Origin of the sequence: Streptomyces sp. NPDC001339 (assembly GCF_042895955.1) — a bacterium.
Lineage (GTDB): Bacteria > Actinomycetota > Actinomycetes > Streptomycetales > Streptomycetaceae > Streptomyces.
Genome location: NZ_JBIAWT010000010.1, coordinates 249889 through 263716 on the forward strand (window position 1 = coordinate 249889; position 13828 = coordinate 263716).

Here is a 13828-nt window from a genome sequence, read left to right on the forward strand (position 1 = left end):
GGGACAGCACGACGGAGCGGGAGCGGATACGTGAGGGCACGGAGCACGGAGCGCACCACGGTCAGACGCTGGGGTCTGCGCCACCTCCCGCTGCTGCCCGTCGTCCTGCTCGTCGGAGGTGCCGTCTTCGACTACCGCACCGATCCGCACGTCACGGGAGAAGCCTTCTACACGGCCGCGCCGATGACAGCCGCCGCACTGCTGTCGCTGCGCGCGACGATCCTGGCAGGGCTCGGTGCCTGTGCCGCCGACATCGCGCTGCTCGCCCACTTCGGCCTCCTCGGGAAATCCGGTGGGCTGAGCGAACTGTCATCGGTCGTGACCGTCTCGGCCCTCGCCGTCGTCGTCAACCGTCTGATGTACTTCAGCAACGTACGGCTGCAGTCCGCGCGCAGAGTCGCCCTCGCCGTGCAGCGCGCCGTGCTGCCGGAGCCGCCGGCCTCGATCGGGCCCCTGCGGATCGCCGTGCGCTACCAGGCTGCCGCGAAGGACGCACAGATCGGTGGTGACCTCTACAGCGCTCAGGAGACCCCGTACGGCGTACGCTGCCTGGTCGGCGACGTCCGGGGCAAGGGCATGGACGCCATCAAGGCGGTGAACGTGGCCATGGGGGTGTTCGGGGAGGCCGCCGATGAGGAACCCACGCTCGCCGGGATCGCAGCCAGGGTGGAGCGGGCACTGGTACGCGAGCGGAAGCGGCGGTCGGGCCCGGTGCGGACCGAGGGGTTCGTCACCGCCGTGCTCGTCGAGATCCCGCACCGCGGTGAGGAGCTGCGGCTGGTCAACCGCGGCCACCCGGCGCCGCTCCTGCTGCACGCCGGCCGGGTGCACACGGCGGAACCGTCCGCGCCGGCCCTCCCCCTGGGGCTGGCGGAGCTGAGCCCCGACGAGGACCGGACCGACACCGTCCCCTTCCCTCCCGGGGCGACGCTCCTGCTGTACACCGACGGCCTGACCGAGGCGCGGAACCGCGCCGGGGACTTCTACGACCCCGTGGCCGAGCTGACCGGGCACGACTTCCCCGGGCCGGATGAGCTGCTCGACACCCTGCTCACCGAGGTGACCCACCACACCGGCGGCCGCATCACCGATGACCTGGCCCTGCTCGCGGTCACGCGGGGCAGCGGGCACACCGGCGGGCGAACATAGGCCTGGCACGGTACGCCTCCGCGCGTCGTCCGCAACCACCGTGCAACGTGACGGGCAGTTGACTGAGGCCGCGGGAGCGGCCACCGCTGCCGCGGGGTGAGGAAGGGGACGAGACGACGTGCACCCGAGCATGTACCGACGCATGTACCGATGTGCGGACCGATGTGCGGACCGATGTCAGAACAGCAGGGGGCCGCTGGACAACGCGGACCGCTGCGCGCGGAAGGCGGGGTGGTGCTGATGGCCGGCGGGGACGGTTATGAGATGGCCGCCGTGGACGCCGTGCCGGCGGAGGACGCCTCCCGGATCGCGCTCACCGCGGCGGCGGGCGAACTGCTGTGCCTGCTGCGCGATCAGCACGGCCCGCTGATGTTCCATCAGTCCGGCGGCTGCTGCGACGGCAGCGCCCCCATGTGCTATCCGGCCGGGGAGTTCCGTACCGGAGCGTCGGATGTGCTGCTGGCCCGGCTGAGCGTGGACGGAGTGCCGGAGCCGGTGGGGTTCTGGATGTCGGCGGACCAGTTCGAGCGCTGGCGGCACACGCACCTGACCGTGGATGTGGTCCCGGGCCGGGGCGGTGGATTCTCCCTGGAGGCGCCGGAGGGCGTCCGCTTCCTGATTCGCTCCCGGCTGCTCACCGACGAGGAACGGGCCCGTCTCGGAGAGTGAACAGCGGCCGGGAGCATGCCTCCTGGGCAATGGTGAGGCCCCACGCACGGGGGAGAACGCGGGGCCTCACTTAGAGAAACGGCTGGAGGGGGCTGCCGGTTCCGTTCCTCGTGGAGATTCCGCAAAAAATTTTGCGAGAGGCGGACGAGGTGCCCGTGCGGCAGGTATAGGAGACGCCGTCCGAGCCTCAGCCCTCGTCAATCCTCGGCACTCCTCGTCAGTCCTCGTCCTGGACGAGCCGCTCGAGCAACTGACGGAACTCGCCGTCCAGCACCACCCGCAGCCCGTCGCCGTCCGGCTCGCTCAGCGGCGTCATCACACCCCGGCGCCACCAGAACACCCGGGGGCTGATCGCGCCCGCCGCGTCCTCGTACCCGGCCGCCGCGAACTGCGCCATGGCCTGCAGCGCCGGGATCACCTGGGCGTCGTGGATCCGGTGGAACGCCAGCTGGTGACGGAAGGGCAGGGCCACCAGCGCACCGTCCGCGGCGAGCGGGGTGCCCATGATCCGCGGCACCAGTTCACCGAGCACCAGCACCCGGCTGGCGGTGAAGAACGAGTCGCCGAGCACCACCTCGAACGTCGTCCCGTCGCCGCGCCGCACCGTCTCGTGCCCCTCGACCGGCAGGGCACGCAGATTGTTCATCGCCCGGATCCGCAGCTCGGCCACGTCACCGAGGTCCGTCAGCGCGTCCTCGCCCAGCATCTGCACCGCCTCGGGCAGATCGAGCGCGAGGACCTCCCGCAGCCCCGGAGCCGGCTCCCGGCCGTAGCGGAAGGAGATCGACGCGGGCAGCGTCTCCTGGGCGACGACACGGGGGTAGAGGCAGGCCCGGATCTCGTCCTCGCTGAGGATCTCCAGCGGCTGCGGGCCGTCCATCGTCCGCAGCACCTTGCCGACGTGATCCCGGATCAGCACCGGCCAGCCGCGCTCGCCGCGCCGGTCGCGGTGGCACACGGCGGCGAGGTTGCCGAGGCCGAACTGGCGGCCCGCGGAGTCGGTGACCACCCCGGCGTACGCGGTCACTTCCAGGCCCTGTTCCGCGAAGGCCTGCCGGACCTGTGAGCGGAAGACGCCGCCCTCGCGCTCGGAGAAGAAGCTGAACTCCGCATCGCGTACCACCTCGCGGGGATCCCGCTTCGGTCCTCGGCGGAACAGGCTCATCTCTTCCTCCCGGCAGCGGCCACGCACAACGGCCTTGAAGGGCCGATCGTAACGGGTGCGCCCACCGCCCTCGTCGTCCTGCCGGGTGCCGCACACACGGTGACCGGCGCGGGGGGACACGGAGCGGCGCCGTGCGACGCGGTGCGCCCGGGAGAGACGAGGGGGTGGGACGGGACAGCGGGAGGGGGTCGCCGGAACGGGGCGGATCAGCCGCCGATGTTGACGTCGATACAGGCGTAGAAGGCGTTCGCGGTGTCGGCGACGTTCCAGACCGCGAGGATCTTCTGCTTGCCCGTGATGCCGCCGAAGTCGACGTTGTGGGTCACGGTCTCCGGCGGCTGGGCGCCGCCGTCGTCGAACTCGGCGACCTTCTGGCCGCCGATGAAGTACTGCCAGGTGCTGGTGGAGTGACGCGCCGTCAGCCGCCAGGTGAAGGTCTGGGAGCTGCCGACCGGGGTGACCTTCCACCCCTTGGAGTCATCGTCGAGATCGGCGAACTGGCTGTTGCCGCCGCTGCAACTGGTCAGCCCCTTGGGGCCTTCGACGCTCTGCGGCTCCCACTTGATCGGACCGCACTCGATGGTGCCGGCCGCGCACTGCGCCTGCCGGCTGGGCGGCGAGGACACGTAGCCGTGGGCGCCGGCCGGGGTCGCCGGCATGGTGACGACGAGCAGCGGGGCGATGCCCGCGCCGACAGCAAGGGCCAGCCTTCTTTTCCTGTTCATGTCAACCCTTTCGCGAGGGGGGGTGGTGGGGGGTGAACGAGGGGGAAGGGCGCAAGGGGTGAGGTGATTGGTCTGGACTTTACTAGCTGACCGCGTACGGTCAAGGGGTGGCGAGGGGGTGGGTTTCCCCCGGCGCGCTGGAGGCCCGTACGACGAGCTCGGGCGCGAGCCGGACGGCCCGGCGCGCCCCGGCTCCGCCCTCCGCCACTCCCCCGGCGGGCCGCCGGGCCAGCAACCGGGCGGCCTCGGCGGCCAGTTCACCGACCGGCTGACGGACGGTCGTCAACGCAGGATCGGCGAGACCGGCGAGCGGGATATCGTCGAAACCGGTGACCGCGACCTCGCCCGGCACCTCCGCGCCCAGCTGCCGCAGCCGCTGTAGCGCACCGGCCGCGATGAGGTCGTTGGCGCAGATCACGGCGTCCGGCCGGGACGGCCAGAGCCGGTCGACAGCGGCCCGGCCCCACTCCACCGAGAAGTCGCCGAGCGCCGTGCGCCCGGGGGCCGCCGGATCCAGGGCCGCGGCGCCCGCCTCGTACGCGGCGCGCCGCTCGGCCGCCGCCGACGCGGTGCCGGCCGCCCCGATGAAGCAGGGGCGGCGGCGCCCGGTGGCGGCCAGGTGCGTGAGGACGAGGTCCATACCGGCCGCGTTGTCGACGGCGACCGAGTCGGCGACACCCGGGCCGCAGCCACGGTCGAGCAGCACCAGCGGGACCTGGGCGGCCGCGGCGGCCACCGCCTCCCGGCTGCGCCGCTCGTCGACCGGTATCAGCAGCAGCGCGTCCACCTGCCGGGCGAGGAGTGCGCCGATCCGGTCCGCCTCGGTGACCGGGTCGTCGTCGCAGTCGGCGAGCAGCACCGCCCGGCCCTCGGCGTGCAGGGCGTGTTCCAGCTCCCGGACCAGGGAGGGAAAGAAGGGGTTGGTGATCTGCGGCAGCACAAGACCGACGGTGCCGGTGGAGCGGCTGCGCAGGGCGCGGGCCACGTGGTTGGGCCGGTAACCCAGGCGCTCGGCGGCCGCGCGTACGGTCCGGGCGGTCTCGGCGCCGACCGGGCGCGTGCCGGCCAGGACGCGGGACACCGTGGCGATGGAGCAGCCGGACGCCAGCGCGACGTCCTTCAGGGTGACTTCGGCCACGGTGCTGCGCCCCTCGTGTCGAGAGCTGTCGAGTCCTGCCGGGTTCTGCCGTGTTCTGCCGACTGCTGCCGAGCGGAAGCCCTGATGACGGCGGCGGCCGACGGCTACGGATAGCGACGACGGCCACGGACGGCCACGGATGGCGGCAAACGTTATCACCGGTCACCCGCCGTATCGGCGGTGCGGATCAATCGGTCGCATGCGTCACACTCCGTTGACATTCGGGCCTGCAATGAGCCAAATTCTCGGAGAACGTTTTCCAGCGGCAGCAGCCCCTGCGGCGCTCCCAGAGACTTCACCCCGCACCACCGTTCCGCAGAGCAAAGGGGCTCTCCCGTTGGCCAGAAAGATCATCCTCGACTGCGACCCGGGGCACGACGACGCGATCGCCATGCTCCTGGCCCACGGCAATCCCGATGTCGAGCTGGTCGCCGTGACGACCGTGGTCGGGAACGCGACGGTCGAGAAGGTGACCCGCAACGCCCTGTCCGTGGCACGCATCGCCGGGATCACCGGTGTCCCCTTCGCGGCCGGCTGTCCGCGTCCGCTCGTACGGGCCATCGAGACGGCGCCGGAGATCCACGGTGAGACCGGCCTGGACGGCCCGGACCTCCCCGAGCCCGCCATCGAGCTGGACCGCCGGCACGCGGTGGACCTGATCATCGACACGGTGATGTCCCACGAGCCCGGCGAGATCACGATCGTGCCGACCGCCGGTCTGACCAACATCGCGCTCGCCGCACGCAAGGAACCGCGCATCGTCGAGCGGGTCCGCGAGGTCGTGCTGATGGGCGGCGGCTACCACCAGGGCAACCGGAGCGCGGTCGCCGAGTTCAACATCGCCATCGACCCCGAGGCCGCGCATATCGTCTTCAACGAGCGGTGGCCGGTCACGATGGTCGGCCTGGACCTCACCCACCAGGCGCTGGCCACCCCCGCGGTCGAGAAGCGGATCGCCGCGGTCGGTACCCGGCCCGCGACCTTCGTTCTGGAGCTGCTGGACTTCTTCCGTGAGGCCTACCGGGAGAACCAGGGCTTCGACCACCCGCCGGTGCACGACCCGTGCGCGGTCGCGTACGTCATCGACCCGGACGTGATGACCGTACGCCGGGCCCCGGTGGACATCGAGCTGCGGGGCGCGCTGACGGTCGGGATGACCGTGACGGACTTCCGTGCGCCCGCGCCGGACGACTGCACCACCCAGGTCGCGGTCGCCCTCGACCACGAGCGGTTCTGGAACCTGGTCGTCGACGCGCTCGAACGGATCGGTGACATCGAGGCATGAGCACCGTAGAGACCTCCATACGCCCGTCCGCCGCACCCCAGGGCTCGGGCGTCCGCATCGGCGTCCTGGTCGCCGCGCTGCTGGCGGCCTGCTTCGCCTTCCAGCTCAACGCCAGCATGCTCAGCCCCGCGCTGAAGAGCATCGAGGACACCCTCGGCGCCAGCTCCGCCGAGATCGGCCTCACCCAGACCGCGTTCTTCACCTCGGCGGCCCTGTTCTCGCTCTTCCTGCCCCGGCTGGGCGATGTCATCGGCCGCCGCAAGGTGCTCGCCGGAATGCTGGCCCTGATGGCCGTCGGCTGTGTGATCGCGGCCCTGGCGACCAGCGTGCCGATGCTGTTCGCCGGCCGGATCATCCAGGGCGTGTCCGGTCCGGTCGTCCCGCTGTGTCTGATCATGCTGCGGGTCGAGGTCCAGGAGCCGAAGCGGTACGGCACGCTGCTGGGCGTGATCACCGCCGTCAACGGCGGGATCGCCGGCGTCGACTCCCTGGCGGGCGGTTACCTCGCCGATCACCACGGCTTCTCGTCGGTCTTCTGGGCGATGGCCGCGGTCGCGGTCCTCGCCACCGTCGCGGTCGCCACCCTCTCCCCCGAGACGAAGGCCCCCGCCGCGACCCGTATGGACTGGCCCGGGGTCGTCTTCCTCGTCGTCTCCGTCGGCGCGCTGCTGATCGCACTGAACGAGGCGGGCAAGCTCGCCGCGGCGAACTGGGCGCTGATCGCCGGCCTCGTGGTCGTGTCCGCGGTAGCCTTCGCCGCCTTCTGGCGTACGGAGAACCGCAGCGGCCACCCGCTGGTCGCCACGCACCACCTCAAACAGCGCGCCACCTGGGCGACCCTGCTGACCACCGTGCTCACCATGACCGGTGTCTTCGCCGTGATGAACGGTCTGATCCCGGCGTTCGCCCAGGACGCCCAGGCCGGCCTCGGCATGAGCGCCGAGCAGTCCGCGTGGTGGACGCTGTCCCCGTACGCGCTCGCCGGACTGGCGATGGGGCCGCTGGCTGGCCGCCTCGCGGCCACCTTCGGGTACGGCCGGATCCTGCGGCTGGGCCTGGCCGGCTCGGTGGCGACCGTCGTGCTGATGCTGCTCACGATGCACGGCCACTCGCGGGCCCTGCTGCTGGTGACCTCCGTCCTCGTGGGCATCGCCTACGCGGGCGTGGCGAACATCGTCCTGAACGGGCTCGGTATCGTCCTCTCCCCGCGCGAGAACCCGGGCTTCCTGCCCGGCCTGAACGCGGGCGCGTTCAACCTCGGCGCTGGCCTGAGCTTCGCGGTGCTGTACGCGGTGAAGACCGCGACCGCACCAGCGGATCCGGCGTCGGCCGGCGGCTACACCGCCGGCATGATCGCGGGCGTGGTCATCCTGGCCGCGGCCATCGCCACGTCCTTCCTGATCCCGAAGCCGGTGGCGGCCGAGGCGCAGCACTGAGCCGAAGCGCAGCACTGAGCGGCCCGGCCCCGGGGCGACGCCACCGGGGCCGGCGATCCGCGGTCAAGGAACGATCCGCGGTCGAGGAACCGAGGGATCAACGAATCGAGGGCCGGCGTTCACTCCCGCGGCGCTTCCTCCGTCCCGCGGAGGATCGCCCCGAGCCCGCCGTCCGGGGCCTGTTCCGGATCATGGACCACCACGATCTCGGCGCCGCTCGCGGCCACCGACCGCACCAGGGCGTCATCGGCCCGTGCGCAGGCCGGGTGATCCTCCCCCAGCTCCACCAACTCCGTACCCCGTAGGGCGAGTTGGTCGACGCCGGGGCCCACCCAGACCTGCCGGGCGGCATCCGTGCCGTGCGCGGCGACCAGCAAGGTGTCGATCCGGTGTTCCCGGGCCGCCTCGACCAGCGCGGGGATACCGCTCGCGGCGCGCCGGGCCACCGTGCCGCCGGCCCCCTCGCCGGCGCGGAAGAGGTCCGTCACCACCCTCTCGTGGTCGCGTTCCTGGACGGCCCGGACCTGGGCGATGTCCCGCTCCACCAGGTCCCGCTCGGCTCCGGGCGCCCGGGCGCCGTGCTCGCTCTCGTAGGTGACGGCGCGCAGCGGTTCGGGCAGTTTCTCGTGCACCAGGTGCCGCTCGTGGGCCTCGCCTATCAGCACGACGGCCTCGGCGCCACAGCTCTCGAAGGCCTCGCGCACCGCGTCCGCGATCTCCGCGGCGCTCTGCTCGACGGTTCCCTGCGCCGGGGTCCGGACGTGCCGCTCGGACCGGTCGTCCCCGGTGGCGCGTTCCCCGAGGACGGAGAGGTCCGCCCCGGCGCGGTCCAGGCGGACCACGACGCATACCGGATCGTCGCCGACGGCCGCCAGCAGCGGGGTGACCCGGGGCACCGGCCCCCATGCCGCGAAGGGGTGGGCAGGGGGCCCGGGCAGCGGGGTGTCCAGCACGATCACCCCGTCGGCGGCGAAGAGCACCCGCCCGGCGTGCACACCCGGTTCACCACGACGCGGCGCGACCAGGGCCTCGTGGATGGCACCGCAGGTGGCCTCGTCCGCGCCCAGCGCGAAGAGCTGTGCCGTGGTGGCCCCGGCCAGCAGCTCCTGTTCTCGTTCGACGTCCTCGGTACCGTGCTGGATATCGGCGTAGACCGTTGCCCAAGGGCCTGGCCGGTCGATGACCGGCCGAAGGAGCGAGAGTCGCATGGCGTCGCCTCCTTGGATGCGCGGTGAACCGCCACCGGGGCACGGTGGGGTGTCATACGAATTCCCGTTCACCCATTTCGTATGCATTTACGGCATATGCCCCCATATTCATCACTGGTCCGGCGCGCCCGGTCACCCTCCGTACGCATCCGCCCGGGCTTCCGTACCCGTCCGCACGGACACCGCGTCCACGGCCCGGGAGCGGCACCGCCGGGCCGCTGCCGCCCGTTCCGGGTTGTTCGCGCGGCGGGACCAGGGAAACTGGGAGAAACGCGTCGGGTCTGTACGACACGTAGAGCCGGAGGCAGCCATGGTCATGGAACACGGAACGGACAAGACCGGCCCCGCCCGGGACGACGTGATGAAGCGGCAACTGCGCGAGCAGCTGACCGCCGAGCGCGCGCTGCGGACGCCTGAGGAGTACGAGCTCCAGCCGGCCGGCGAGGACCAGCCGGTGGCCGCCTTGTCCCCTGAGAGTCGCTTCCGCGGCGGTACGCCGCGCGGCATGACCGAGCAGGACGTCGGGCTGCGCTCCGAGCTCGCCCAGTACCTCGGCCGGCGCCTGTACCCGGCCGACAAGGACACGATCATCGAGACACTGCACCGCAACAACGCACCGGACCAGCTGATCAGGGTGGCCGAGCGGCTGCCCGCTCATGAGCGGTTCGCCAATGTGCAGAGCATCGCCCAGGCCGTCGGGCTCCACACCGAACAGCACCGCGCCTGAGGCCGGGGCCTCCGGACATCCCGGAGATCAGTGCCCCTCCGGCCGCTCTGGCGGTGCCGGGCGGCGGCAGGTGGCGGACAATTGAGGTGTACCCGCACCTGCCGTACCGCGGCGGGGTGAGCCGATGGGGAGAAGGAGGGCGGTCATGTCCGACGACGCGATGGGCGACGAGGTCTACCAGCCGTCCAGGTCCGATCCCCAGGACAACCCCAACGACCTCGACATGGAGGACGCCCTCGGCGAGCCCGACCTCGACGAGATGCTGGACACCGGCTACTCACCCCCCGAACGGCCCTTCGTGGTCAACCACGAGGGCACCACCGCACAGGAGCTGCACGACCGCGAGTCGCTGGAGCACCGGCTGTCCGTGGAGCTGCCGGACGTGTCCGCGCCCGACGGTGACGACATCGGCGATCTGCCGGGCGGGGTGGGGGAACCGGTGGACATCGAGTGCGGCCGCGAGCGGGCGGGCCGGCTCGTGGGCGCCGACGAGGGATTCTGGCGCGGCGGCAGCAATGACATCTCCGCCCGCGACGTGGGGATCGACGGCGGGGCCGCGTCAGCGGAGGAGGCCGCGGTGCACATCGCACACGACGAAGACCTCCCCGGCTGACGAAAGGCGGAGCCCGCGCCGGAAGTCCCTGGCGCCCTGGCAGGCACCAGGGCGCTTCTGATGGGCCTACGCTTCTGATGGGCCCCGCTCCTGGAGGGGCCTCCCCTAGACCGCCGGGTCGGCCGTCCCGCGCTGCTGCGGTATCGCGATGCCCCCGGGCTGCTGGAGTGCCACCGTACGCGTGGGGGCGGGAATCCGGATGCCCTCGGCCCGGTACCGCTGGTGCAGCCGCTTGATGAACTCGTGCTTGATCCGGTACTGGTCGCTGAACTCGCCGACCCCCAGGATCACCGAGAAGCCGATCCGGGAGTCCCCGAAGGTATGGAAGCGGATGGCCGGTTCATGGTCGGGTACGGCGCCGGTGACCTCGGTCATCACGCTCGTGACGACCTCGGCGGTGACCCGCTCGACGTGTTCCAGGTCGCTGTCGTAGCCGACGCCCACCTGCACCACGATCGACAACTGCTGTTCCGGCCGGGTGAAGTTGGTCATGTTGGTGCCGGCCAGCTGGGCGTTGGGGACGATCACCAAGTTGTTGGAGAGCTCGCGCACCACGGTGTTGCGCCAGTTGATATCGACGACATAGCCCTCCTCGCCGCTGCTCAGCCGGATGTAGTCGCCGGGCTGTACCGTCTTCGAGGCGAGGACGTGCACGCCCGCGAAGAGGTTGGCAAGAGTGTCCTGCAGCGCGAGGGCGACCGCGAGACCGCCCACCCCCAGCGCGGTGAGCAGCGGGGCGATGGAGATGCCCAGGGTCTGCAGGACGACGAGCAGGCCCATCGCCAGCACCACGATGCGGGTGATGTTGGCGAATATGGTGGCCGATCCGGCCACCCCCGACCGGGACTGGGCCAGGGACCGCACCAGACCGGTGATGACCCGGGCCGCGGAGAACGTGACGACCAGGATGAGCAGCACGGTCAGCGTCCGGTTGACGTTGCGCCCGACCGTCGCCGTCAGCGGCAGCGCCGCGGCCGCCACCGCCAGACCGGCGCAGATCGCCGCCCAGGGCACCACGGTCCGCAGCGCGTCGACGATGACGTCGTCCCCGCTCCACCGCGTCCTGCGCGCGTACCTCTCCAGCCGTCGCAAGGCCGCCCGCGACAGCAGGGCGGCCACGATGCCGGCGGCCAGCGCGGCCCCGGCGACGATCACGTCGTGCGGCGTCAGCGCGCGGTTCATCACCGTCCGCCCCCCACGCCCCGGAAGAACCGTTGGAAGAACCGTTCCGCCACACACCGGATGTGATACTTCGTCACCTATTCACCTTGTCCATCTCCAGAACCACGAAGGCGCCGGGGATCCGCGGATGCTCCCGGCGCAGTCCGTCATCCTGCCGCACGCCATACGGCACGCGGCAGGCACCCCCCGGCCATCGGCGCACCCGCCCGTACGAACGCCACACCGCGGACCCACGCCATCCGGTGCCCAGGGACGGGCCCGGCGCCTCAGTGCCCCAGCCGCTTCAGAGCCTGTTCCGGGTACCGGTCGCCCGCCACTGCCTCCTCGGGCACGGCCTGCCGCAGCAGTTCACGGTCGGCCCCGGTCAACGAGAGTGCCACGGCAGCGACGTTCTCCTCCAGGTAGCGACGGCGCTTGGTGCCTGGGATGGGCACAATGTCCTCGCCCTGCGCGAGCAGCCAGGCCAGCGCGGCCTGGCCGGGCGAGCAGCCGATCCGCTCGGCGACCTCGCGTACGGCCCCTACGAGCGCCAGGTTCCGGGGGAGGTTCTCGTCGGCGAACCGCGGCCAGCGCCGGCGGTTGTCCTGCGGGGCCAGGTCGTCGCGGGAGGAGACGGCTCCGGTGAGCATGCCGCGCCCGAGCGGGGAGTACGCCACGACGGCGATGCCCAGTTCCCGGCAGGTGGCGAGCAGTTCGCCCTCCACCACGTCGCGGGTGAAGAGGGAGTACTCCACCTGGATCGCGCTGATCGGGTGGACGGCGTGTGCCTTGCGGAGCGTGGCGGGGCTGACCTCGCTCAGCCCGATGTGGCGGACCAGTCCGGCCGCCACCAGCCGGGACATGGCGCCGACCGTCTCCTCGACGGGCGTGTCGGGGTCACGGCGGTGCGCGTAGTAGAGATCGATGTGCTCCACGCCCAAGCGGCGCAAGGAGGCCCGGCAGGCGAGCGGAACATAGTCGGCGGAGGTGTCGACGGTGCCGACCCGGCCGGTGGCCGCATCATGGCGGAGGCCGAATTTGGTCGCCACGACCATCCGGTCCCGCTCCTGAGCGTGCCGGCGCAGCCAGCGGCCGACCAACTCCTCGTTGGCGCCCTGCCCGTAGGCGTCGGCGGTGTCCAGCAGGGTGATGCCCAGCTCCAGGGCGCGGTCGAGCGTGTGCTGGGACTCCTCCTCGTCCGGAGTGCCGTAGGCGATCGACATGCCCATACAGCCCAGGCCGATCGCGGACACCTCAGGGCCGTCAACGCCCAGCCGGCGGTACTTCATCGGACCTTCACCTTCTCCTCCGTGGAACGAACAGCGGTGTAAGCGCGGGCGACATACAGCAGCCACGCGACCAGTTCGGGGTATCCCCCGGCCTGTGCGGCCTCCGGTCCGAGCGCCCCGGACGCCTGGACCACCGGGCGGTTGTCGTGCTTCGCGCGCAGGGCCGACGTCAGCGAGCGGGCCAGCACCATGGCGTGCAGCCGGTCGCCCGCCAGCCCGGCCTCCTCGGCCGACCGCCGGGCACCGGCGGCCACGGCCGGGTCCATGTACGGGCGCAGCGCGAGCAGACCGTCCTGGATCTCGATGACCCTGCGATAGAGGCGATAGCTGATGTCCCCGGGCAGGAAGCGGGCGAGGCCGCCGGCGTGACGCGGGTTGAGCGCGATGTCCGGAACGGCCGCGTACAGGGCGCTCCACAGGGGATGCAGCCGCTGGTAGGTGACGAAGTTGCGGACCAGACGCCGCCCCGCGGAGAGGTGAGGCCCCCAGGACGGCATGGTGAGCCCCGCCACCAGGAAGAAGATGCCGGTGCCGTTGGCCACCGGCGTCAGCAGTTCCCATTCCAGCGGGTCCAGTCCGCACTGCACCGCGATCAGCGACAGCAGGCGGTTGAGACAGTAGACGAGACACGCGCTCGCGCCGATCGCCGTGCAGTACAGCCCTCTTCGCAGCCACTGCCGGCCGGCCACCCGCCCGTAGCGCAGGCACAACCGGATGATCTCGATCATTCCGGCGCCGAACGCGCTGACGTAGAGCAGCAGATACCCGGCGACCAGCGGACGGTGCGCGTTCTGCAGCAGATAGTGCGCGCTGCGCTGCTGTGCCTCCGCGCCAGCCGCCGCCCACATGGTGAGCATGGCGACCGCGCACAGGGCGGCGACCAGCAGCCGGGCGAAAGCGCGCCGGCGGGCGACTTCGGGCGGGTACACCCAGTAGACGATCGCGGTGAGGAAGGCGGCGCTGGACGCGACTCCGCCGAGGAGGTGGATGCCGAGCGCCCCGAGATCGGCCACGCCCAGGCGCGCGTCCACGGCCTGCGAGACCGAAGGCGTGGAGAGCGTGAAGGAGATCCCCTTGAAGAAGAACGCGATGAGCAGTGCACGCAGAGCCGGATCGTCCCGCTGGTGGCGCAGATCGCGCAGCCGGTAGAGCAGGGCCAGTACGCAGAGGGCGGCACACGCGGGGAAGACGACGGCCTTCACACCGGTCATGAGACGCCCCGCCGGACCCACGAGTCGCCCCGCCGGACCGTGGCGCGAAGGT

13 protein-coding genes are annotated in these 13828 nt (G+C 71.6%); 6 read left to right on the plus strand and 7 right to left on the minus strand.

Annotation, left to right across the window (positions count from 1 at the left end; genetic code table 11):
• Positions 1–30: 30 nt before the first annotated feature.
• Entirely contained in the window at positions 31–1149 is a 1119-nt protein-coding gene (locus tag ACFY12_RS27905) for a PP2C family protein-serine/threonine phosphatase (protein WP_390718663.1), read from the plus strand.
• Positions 1150–1413: 264 nt separating this feature from the next.
• Positions 1414–1818, plus strand: coding sequence for a DUF779 domain-containing protein (locus ACFY12_RS27910; protein ID WP_390718726.1), 405 nt, complete (start codon positions 1414–1416; stop codon positions 1816–1818).
• A 217-nt stretch (positions 1819–2035) separates the two neighbouring features.
• Here the strand turns inward: ACFY12_RS27910 and ACFY12_RS27915 are convergent, their stop codons facing one another.
• The 3 genes from ACFY12_RS27915 to ACFY12_RS27925 all read right to left on the minus strand — a co-directional run bounded on the left by ACFY12_RS27915 (position 2036) and on the right by ACFY12_RS27925 (position 4846).
• Positions 2036–2983: a hypothetical protein gene (locus tag ACFY12_RS27915; RefSeq protein WP_390718664.1), complete on the minus strand. Its 948-nt coding sequence runs from the start codon at positions 2981–2983 to the stop codon at positions 2036–2038.
• Between the two features lie 206 nt (positions 2984–3189).
• Positions 3190–3708 carry a lytic polysaccharide monooxygenase auxiliary activity family 9 protein gene (locus ACFY12_RS27920; protein WP_390718665.1) on the minus strand — a complete coding sequence of 173 codons (519 nt, stop codon included), beginning with the start codon at positions 3706–3708 and terminating at the stop codon, positions 3190–3192.
• 100 nt (positions 3709–3808) lie between these two features.
• Entirely contained in the window at positions 3809–4846 is a 1038-nt protein-coding gene (locus tag ACFY12_RS27925) for a LacI family DNA-binding transcriptional regulator (protein WP_390718666.1), read from the minus strand.
• 337 nt (positions 4847–5183) lie between these two features.
• On the opposite strand from ACFY12_RS27925, the gene ACFY12_RS27930 reads away from it, so the two are divergent.
• Positions 5184–6131, plus strand: a complete 948-nt coding sequence (locus tag ACFY12_RS27930) for a nucleoside hydrolase (protein WP_390718667.1) — start codon at positions 5184–5186, stop codon at positions 6129–6131.
• Positions 6128–7567: an MFS transporter gene (locus tag ACFY12_RS27935; RefSeq protein ID WP_390718668.1), complete on the plus strand. Its 1440-nt coding sequence runs from the start codon at positions 6128–6130 to the stop codon at positions 7565–7567. The genes ACFY12_RS27930 and ACFY12_RS27935 overlap by 4 nt, the downstream gene beginning before the upstream one ends.
• 119 nt (positions 7568–7686) lie before the next feature.
• Here the strand turns inward: ACFY12_RS27935 and ACFY12_RS27940 are convergent, their stop codons facing one another.
• Entirely contained in the window at positions 7687–8775 is a 1089-nt protein-coding gene (locus tag ACFY12_RS27940) for a hypothetical protein (protein WP_390718669.1), read from the minus strand.
• Between the two features lie 316 nt (positions 8776–9091).
• Here ACFY12_RS27940 and ACFY12_RS27945 point away from each other — a divergent pair, with 316 nt between their 5' ends.
• Entirely contained in the window at positions 9092–9502 is a 411-nt protein-coding gene (locus ACFY12_RS27945) for a DUF2795 domain-containing protein (RefSeq protein WP_390718670.1), read from the plus strand.
• Between the two features lie 145 nt (positions 9503–9647).
• Positions 9648–10115, plus strand: coding sequence for a DUF5709 domain-containing protein (locus ACFY12_RS27950; protein WP_390718671.1), 468 nt, complete (start codon positions 9648–9650; stop codon positions 10113–10115).
• A 105-nt stretch (positions 10116–10220) separates the two neighbouring features.
• Here the strand turns inward: ACFY12_RS27950 and ACFY12_RS27955 are convergent, their stop codons facing one another.
• From ACFY12_RS27955 to ACFY12_RS27965, 3 genes are all read right to left on the minus strand, one after another.
• Complete coding sequence (locus ACFY12_RS27955) at positions 10221–11297, minus strand: mechanosensitive ion channel family protein (protein ID WP_390718672.1); 1077 nt, start codon at positions 11295–11297, stop codon at positions 10221–10223.
• Positions 11298–11563: 266 nt separating this feature from the next.
• Positions 11564–12565 (minus strand): aldo/keto reductase, encoded by a 1002-nt coding sequence (locus ACFY12_RS27960; RefSeq protein WP_390718673.1) that lies wholly within the window; start codon positions 12563–12565, stop codon positions 11564–11566.
• Complete coding sequence (locus ACFY12_RS27965; protein WP_390718674.1) at positions 12562–13776, minus strand: MAB_1171c family putative transporter; 1215 nt, start codon at positions 13774–13776, stop codon at positions 12562–12564. Before ACFY12_RS27965 ends, ACFY12_RS27960 begins: the two co-directional genes overlap by 4 nt.
• Between the last annotated feature and the right edge of the window lie 52 nt (positions 13777–13828).

Coding starts and splice junctions, on each gene's coding strand:
- ACFY12_RS27910 (WP_390718726.1), top strand. CDS start 1,414: ATGGCCGCCGTGGACGCCGTGCCGGCGGAGGACGCCTCCCGGATCGCG.
- ACFY12_RS27915 (WP_390718664.1), bottom strand. CDS start 2,983: ATGAGCCTGTTCCGCCGAGGACCGAAGCGGGATCCCCGCGAGGTGGTA.
- ACFY12_RS27920 (WP_390718665.1), bottom strand. CDS start 3,708: ATGAACAGGAAAAGAAGGCTGGCCCTTGCTGTCGGCGCGGGCATCGCC.
- ACFY12_RS27935 (WP_390718668.1), top strand. CDS start 6,128: ATGAGCACCGTAGAGACCTCCATACGCCCGTCCGCCGCACCCCAGGGC.
- ACFY12_RS27940 (WP_390718669.1), bottom strand. CDS start 8,775: ATGCGACTCTCGCTCCTTCGGCCGGTCATCGACCGGCCAGGCCCTTGG.
- ACFY12_RS27945 (WP_390718670.1), top strand. CDS start 9,092: ATGGAACACGGAACGGACAAGACCGGCCCCGCCCGGGACGACGTGATG.
- ACFY12_RS27950 (WP_390718671.1), top strand. CDS start 9,648: ATGTCCGACGACGCGATGGGCGACGAGGTCTACCAGCCGTCCAGGTCC.
- ACFY12_RS27955 (WP_390718672.1), bottom strand. CDS start 11,297: ATGAACCGCGCGCTGACGCCGCACGACGTGATCGTCGCCGGGGCCGCG.
- ACFY12_RS27960 (WP_390718673.1), bottom strand. CDS start 12,565: ATGAAGTACCGCCGGCTGGGCGTTGACGGCCCTGAGGTGTCCGCGATC.
- ACFY12_RS27965 (WP_390718674.1), bottom strand. CDS start 13,776: ATGACCGGTGTGAAGGCCGTCGTCTTCCCCGCGTGTGCCGCCCTCTGC.